A 4,662-nucleotide genomic window follows, 5' to 3' on the forward strand; every position below is an offset into this window, starting at 1 on the left:
ATTCAACAGACATTTGGAATCGGTGGTGTTTACCTATGTTTTGTTCGATTTGTAGAGAAATAAAAGAAGAAAGAGACTTCTTTCCTATGCTGATAGTAATGGGGTTGAAAGGAATTGACATGGGTTGTTTTGAGATAAATTAAAGCCGAATCGGTTATTAGAGCCTATACATATTTTGTTTTATTATCGAGCAGATTGTTTGGCTTTTGGGCGCAGTCGTAGCGAGCTACGTCAAGTAACAAAGACAAGCAAGATGCTCGATAATAAAATATGTTAGGAAACAATAGCATCTAAGAGTTATACATATTGTGTTTTAATGACCGATTGAGTTTTATTCACTTTCAACAAAAGAATTACTTCCTGTATCAACAAATGATATTCTTCCTCCTTTAGCACACATACAGAATGACTGCTCCGTCAATTTTTTCATTCCATTGATGCAGTCTTTCTGTGTTGTATGCTGCCAGCCTTGTGGCTGAGGAATACAAGGAGGATTCGGAGAACTACACTTACAAAGTCCAAATGATGGAATATTCTTAAGCCCTTGGTTGTCTGTTTCCGTTCCAATAAACTTACTGGAGATGCTTACGAAAGATTGACTATCAACAATTAATGCACTATCTATATCGCCTAATGTGCATGACATCAAAGCTCCGTCAGTTACTATTTTTGACATTGTTTATAGAATCTATTATTGATGGGGTGACGTTGATGAGGATTTCTTAAAATCGTGATACATTTCCTCTATGCTTTTCTTATTAGCAGGAGAATCTTCATCCCGACTTATTTCAACATTCTTCTGGATATATAATGTTTCTCCAGTAATCCCATTAATAAGATAAATGTCATTCCTATTATCTTTCCGACGAGCAGAGATTATATAAACAGGTCTTTTAATGTACTTTTGTTCTTCATAACGTCTCATACTAAACACTTGTTTCATATCCATGAGATTAATGCCATACTGATGTAACATCTTATTTTTTAATGCATCTATGTTAAACTTATAGGGCAAATCATAATCCATACATTTTATTTCATTTCCATGACCATCAAATTGATAGCCTTTTCCTACAGGCATTTTGTGAAAATATGCACAATACGCAGTTATATACCCTTCTGTATTATATATATATATATACTCGTATGGAGAGTCTCTATATGTATGAGATTCTCGAAAACCTGAAAATGAGTTATCAACATATTCATCATCCAACTCTATAAGTTCACCTGGCTGCCCTTCTTTGTATATATGATAAGCAGTAGGATTATTGCTTACTAACTTCTTATATTCTTCAATATCAAATCTTTTATATCTTAACATATTCTTGTCAATTTTATTATTCTTCTCTATATTATGTTGTCCAACACAAGTTATCGTAAATAACAATAACAATAAACTTACAGATAATTTACTCATTATTAGATATTTCCTTTTACGAATTCCCATTGCCATTTCCATGTTGAAATCATATTATTAGTATTATAACTCATTACGTTGTCTGTTTCATTTTTCACATAAATGTACTTTCTGCTCTTTTCTGATATTGGGCTATCATTTCTATGTGTATGAGATAGCCCCAACCCATGTAGCGCCTCATGCGGAAGTGTAGAATAATCTGCAGTATTTCTATTCTTAAAAAGTATAATATTCTTGAGAAATTTTAAAAGGATATATTTGTTAATTTTCAATTTCCAAACAGCATCCGTATAACCTAATATTTTACTTTGCTCTGTTCCACCATAATGGTCTACAGCAAAGACTGTGAAACTATTTTGATAAGCATGGTTATCAGAAACTTTTAAGAATTCACGCCGTAAATACTTAACTAAATTCTCACTTCCATAAGGGTCATATTTCAACAAAAAGTTTCCATCTTTTGATATATATCTACCTTTCTTTTGGATAGATTCAACTTTAAAGTTACTATCAGAGGTTAAATCTAATTCTATCTTCATTTTTCTACCACTATTAGGATTAATAATATCTTTCCCATCTGGTCCCTTTTTCACGCATAGAATATCACATTCTATAAGTGATTGATGCATAATTTTATGCAATAAGATTATCTCATTTTCATCAAATTTTCCTACTCTTGGAATTATATCTGTTGATAAAGGTTTTGTCTTTACCTGTACTAAAACAATATTTTGTCTTTTCCTTTCTTCCTTTCCATTTGGCAACACCCTTATTTTTCCTGCCAGTGTCCTCATAGACTCACGTTCTGCTACTGTTTTTCCTGCAGCTTCTTTCGGATAGGCATAAACAAATATTTCTCCTTCACTGACTTTGATTATTTCTTTTTTACAAGTAATCTTAATAGTCTTGTCATTGGATTGAACCTTTCCTTTGGGTGTTTTATTCTTATCGGATAACTTTGTGTTATCCAAATCAAAGATGTCTTTATTATACTTAAATTCCAAACTGTCAACCTCATCTACTGCAATATCAACTAACACACGTAACTTTGCTTCGTATTTAGGCTTTGCATACTCCTCTACATCTTTAAGTGAGTCAACGTAAGGCTTAGGGTAAAGTGTTAGATAAGGAACAAAATATTCTTTTGCTCGTTTCTTATTTTTAGCTATATCGGGCATATTAACAACGATTGTTTCATATTCTTTCTTTAGTTTCTTATATGCTTCTTCCTTTGTTAAATCTGTTTTACCATCATTATAGCCACCTTCTATTATTTTATCATACGGTTCTTCATATAAATAATGTCCCTCTTTCTCCAAGCCGTTGTCATCAACTCTCAGCCAGTCGAATCCAAAACTGCCATCATACTCTTTAGTTGTTCGAAACTCAACCAAAGCCATTGTTATCGAAGCATGCTCTTCTGTCTTTGCTTTATCAGCCTTAGGTAATAATGACAAAGCTCCATCACTTTTCATATCAAGCGTCCCACGGCTATTTGCAAGAAATTCTTTTTCAGAATGCAGAAACATCTTTTTTGTACCGATGGCAGTTATATCTTCAGACTGAAGCCTCATCTCTTCTCTGGAACTCCACAATGAAGTTCCAGAGAACATTTTTTGGGAGAAAGCCACAGTACTACGCATATAACTTGCTATGCTATTAATGATCTTTCCAACATTTATCAACCAATTAGCACCAACATTAGTTATAAGGTTGCCACCAGAACTCATATTAATATTATTACTTGCGGTAATATCAATGTTTGTTGCATTTAGTTGTATGTTATTTGGAGCATTGACCACCACGCTACCTTTACCATCCATATCAACGACATTGCCACTGGCATCCTGAATGTGCAACGACTTACCATTATCATCAAGTTTAATCTGAATACCACTTCTCGTGGTTATACTCTTTATAGCATTACTATTACCACCGCCACCACCTGTTGTTCCATTAAACAGGCTACCCATAACGTATGGGCGGGCAGGGTCACCATGACGGAAGCCGAGGAGGACTTGGTCGCCTACCTCTGGGATAAATACAAATCCACGGTTGCTTCTTACGTCCTTACTGCTACCGCCATCTGGTGTCATCACACGCACCCAGCCTGTCTGCATACCATCTGTTTGCCAGTTCATACGCACACGAACACGGCCCTTACCCTGTGGGTCGGCATTGCTAAGCACGGTTGCCATCTGTGTCTCAGCCAATGGCATACGCACCTTTGGACTTGGCAGTGCCTTTATCGTTGCAGGGATAGCCTTAAAGCGGTTCTTGTAGTAGCTCCCTTGGCTCACCTCGTGGGTTATCTCGATAATGATAAAGTTACCCAAACTCTCTTCTGATAGGTCTCCTACACGTTTCAAGAATGAACTGTAGAGACTTATAACGGAACCTACACGCAGGGTAGGTACCTGACTCTCAGCTGTGATATAATGTGTCTCTGCCGTCTCTGCCGCCTGCTTACGCCCCATGTAGTTAACGAGTTCCGTCTCATTTCTGATACGTGGCAGTGCATGCTGTCTTGCAGGTTTTGAGAACATACCTAATGATGCACGGAAAGCCTCACCTGCAAGTTTGTCATGACCATATGCCAAGTCTGGCGTCATACGTTGCATCTCACGGTCAGCACCAGAGTGATAAGAGAACACCTGCTCAGAGCGTGCGAGGGTCTGTAACCCAATGTCAAGTGAAGACAGTGTTGTTCCATATTCTAATCTTATAGGGTCAGCCAATTTCCTTGGTTTACCAAAGATGAGTTTAGTTCCATCGAAATACATCCACTCTTGATACTGATGAGCAAGACGACGGATAAAGTCAAAGTCCGACTCTTCATACTGGCAGATAAAGTCTTTGGTTTCCTTGAATGTAGGATTCAACTCTAATTGCACCTTAGCTTGTTCACACAGCTTTTTCACTACATCCCCAATGGTTCTATCATTCCATGAGAAGCAGCTGTGTGCCGTTTCCATTCTGTAAGTAGCAGAGTAGCCAGAAACGATGATACATCCAAAGTCACTTCCTTCTCTGTGTAGCTGTACATTTGTCACCACACCAACGAAGATAGGAGTATTTGCAGCCTTCACAACAATGCTTTCTCCGAGCCACTCCTTGCTGCTATTGATATTATGTACATATCTATTACTACCCGTTTCCAATTCAACAGACATTTGGAATCGGTGGTGTTTACCTATGTTTTGTTCGATTTGTAGAGAAATAAAAGAAGAAAGAGACTTCTT

2 protein-coding genes and 2 pseudogenes are annotated in these 4,662 nt (G+C 36.9%); all 4 read right to left on the minus strand.

Annotation, left to right across the window (positions count from 1 at the left end; genetic code table 11):
- Positions 1–121, minus strand: a pseudogene (locus tag D464_RS14190) (contractile injection system protein, VgrG/Pvc8 family); the annotation flags it as partial.
- Between the two features lie 210 nt (positions 122–331).
- The gene (locus D464_RS0112255; RefSeq protein WP_024985992.1) at positions 332–676 is read right to left on the minus strand and encodes a DUF4280 domain-containing protein; all 345 of its coding nucleotides are present in this window, start codon (positions 674–676) and stop codon (positions 332–334) included.
- 15 nt (positions 677–691) lie between these two features.
- Complete coding sequence (locus tag D464_RS0112260) at positions 692–1,462, minus strand: hypothetical protein (protein ID WP_018911616.1); 771 nt, start codon at positions 1,460–1,462, stop codon at positions 692–694.
- 1,822 nt (positions 1,463–3,284) lie between these two features.
- Positions 3,285–4,662: pseudogene (locus D464_RS12825) on the minus strand (type VI secretion system Vgr family protein); the annotation flags it as partial.

It is taken from the genome of Prevotella veroralis DSM 19559 = JCM 6290, from assembly GCF_000377625.1.
GTDB classification, from domain to species: Bacteria; Bacteroidota; Bacteroidia; order Bacteroidales; family Bacteroidaceae; genus Prevotella; species Prevotella veroralis.

What these genes read in the sequence shown, in the direction of transcription:
- D464_RS0112255 (WP_024985992.1), bottom strand. Translation starts at nt 676, where the DNA reads ATGTCAAAAATAGTAACTGACGGAGCTTTGATGTCATGCACATTAGGC.
- D464_RS0112260 (WP_018911616.1), bottom strand. Translation starts at nt 1,462, where the DNA reads ATGGAAATGGCAATGGGAATTCGTAAAAGGAAATATCTAATAATGAGT.